The organism is Paenirhodobacter huangdaonensis (genome assembly GCF_004022465.1).
Lineage (GTDB): Bacteria > Pseudomonadota > Alphaproteobacteria > Rhodobacterales > Rhodobacteraceae > Rhodobacter > Rhodobacter huangdaonensis.
This window is the reverse complement of the sequence record NZ_SAVA01000028.1, coordinates 1-2,192: the sequence shown is the minus strand read 5'-3', so window position 1 is coordinate 2,192 and position 2,192 is coordinate 1. Positions and strand designations below refer to the sequence as shown.

The following is a 2,192-nucleotide window of genomic DNA, read 5'->3' as shown; positions in this document are numbered from 1 at the left end:
GCCGTGACCTCATAGTCACAGAGCAGGCCAACGAAAGAGCCATGCTGCTCAATCTCGACGCGATAGGTCCTCGCGACGATCCGCGCCGCGATCTGCACGGCCTCTAGGAAGTCGGGCGGCAAGGCCTCGCCGTGGTCATGGCTGACCACGACGAAACCATCAGTGAAGGGCTCGCGACGCCACGACGCCGGCCAGCCGTGCTTGACCAGCATCTTGACAATGAGTGTCGCGAGGTATTCCAGCGCGCCCCGATCTCTCGGGACACGCCAGATCCGCTTCACATAGCGCCGGCTACTCACCAGCCTGCGCCGTCGCCTCCGGCGCCTCGATCACCTCGGGCTCGCGCTCGACCGGCGCTTTCGGCATACGCTCGACCTGCGCGAGGGCGCGCTCACGCGCCTCCACCCGCGCCGTCGCCGCCTGCATCCGCGCCATGGTGAGGCGCATCTCGCGCTCCATCCGGCTCGCCAAGGTCGGCTGAAAATCGGGATTGGCCCCGCTGTCATGCGACCCGCCCCCGTAGGGCTGAATACCGACGCTCAGCCGGGGCTGCAGCACCGTCACGCCGGCGCCAACCTCGATACTGACCCCCTCGGGGACCAGATCGAGATATTCAGCCGCGCACGTGCGCCCGGCCGGCACCGGCACCGAGGCCAGCACCTCGCCATCGCCGGCGACAAAATCCAGACTGCCACCGGCAGCCGAGAAAAGGACCGATTTGCGATTGATTTCCATGCTCATGCCTCCGTCTCGAAAATGTCCTTGTCGTCGATCACCGCCAGCTCCTCGACCGGGGTCGGGCCGATAATCATCGGCGTCTGCATGACGACGTTCGAGGTCACCACGTAAGTGCAGACCTCAGCCGCCTGATCGGCGAAGGGATATTGCGACAGCGTCGCGGGGTAGAGGATCGAGTCGGGGGTGACGCTCATGGGAACCTCGAGCTGCCAGACCGCCGTCTTATTCTCGACCGTGGTCCGGTCGAGCTGACGCGACAGGCCATAGTGCACATAGGTCGCTTTGAGCTGATTGAGCCCGGTATAGAGCGCCACGGTGGACTCCTGCGCCGCCGCGCAATCGCTGTCCAGCTCGCGAATGGTCACCGGAACCGGATCAATCGCCAGCTCGGCGGCGACGAAGTTGTCGGCGCCCCACGCATCCGACAAGAAGGGATGCGGCTGCGAGGAAATCGTCTCATCCGGCTTGATCGAACAGAACGTGATAATGATGCCACCCAGCTCGGTGCGAGGCACCGGCACATTGAACGACAACTCCAGCATCATGTCGGAGCGCATGACGTCGCTCTGAACGCCTCCGGTATCCGTCGCGCCGACGAGGCTGCGCCCGAAAGCCCGGCGCTGCTCGCTGATGACGAACGGCATCTTGCCGCTATCCACCGACAGACCATGCGCCCAGCGAAGCGCCATTTCCTCGCCGTATTCGGGGTTGTCATCCACGAACTGGCGCATTTTCCGCGTCAACTCGTCCTGCTTCTGTGCCAGGTAGAAATCGGACAGCGAAACGCCCTCGGCGCCCGCGAGGTCAGCGAAAACGGCCGGCACGCCGAGGGTGCCCGTCGCGATAAAGCCGACGCCGCCGTTGGCGTTCGTCCGCGACATGTCGAACGCTTTGCCCGCGGTCCGCGTGCCGCCGCCAGTCTCCCGGAAGGTCGCATTCGACGTCAACACCGCGTCGGCCTCGATGCCGATGCCCTTCACCGGAATCTGGCCCGCGAAATCGACACGCCCGTTGATATGGTCATCGGGATCAAGCACGCCGTTCAGCCGTTCGAGAACCGTCTGCGAAATCAGCGCCGGCGTCATCGCGGTATTCGACGCGAGCACCGTCGAAGCTTTGACATATTTGCGCTGGCGCAGGAAATTCACCGCCGCATTGTGCCCGAGCCGAACCGCCTCGCTCACCTTTTTCACGCCGCCGATGGACCTGGGATTGACGCCGCACCGCTTCGAAATCTGCCCCTCCGGTTCGAGCCCGAACAGCGGATTGCCGCTGAGCAGCTTTTCACGGATGACCTCGGTCATCCCGGCATAGGCCGCGTCCGGATCACGGATCGCATCCATGGCCTGCACCGGCACGAAAACCGAGGTCAGCTCGCCGTAAATCGGGGTGATCATCCGCCCGGCGATCGGGTCCAGCTCGAAGGTCACCTTCTGCGAGACGAAACCACCCTC

Annotated in this window: 3 protein-coding genes; all 3 read right to left on the bottom strand. The window is 64.3% G+C overall.

The genetic code is table 11. The features are described from left to right. Nucleotides 1-212, bottom strand: a 212-nt coding sequence (locus EOW66_RS20220; protein ID WP_206363768.1) for a hypothetical protein, incomplete at its 3' end; no start/stop codon positions are given. Nucleotides 213-291: 79 nt separating this feature from the next. Next, nucleotides 292-741 (bottom strand): hypothetical protein, encoded by a 450-nt coding sequence (locus EOW66_RS20215; RefSeq protein WP_128158082.1) that lies wholly within the window; start codon nt 739-741, stop codon nt 292-294. Further along, the coding region (locus tag EOW66_RS20210; protein WP_128158081.1) for a hypothetical protein at nt 738-2,192 on the bottom strand (1,455 nt) is incomplete at its 5' end. The genes EOW66_RS20215 and EOW66_RS20210, both read right to left, overlap by 4 nt.

Bases quoted from the DNA above. Each gene is read 5' to 3' on its own strand.
- EOW66_RS20215 (WP_128158082.1), bottom strand. From the start codon at position 741: ATGAGCATGGAAATCAATCGCAAATCGGTCCTTTTCTCGGCTGCCGGT.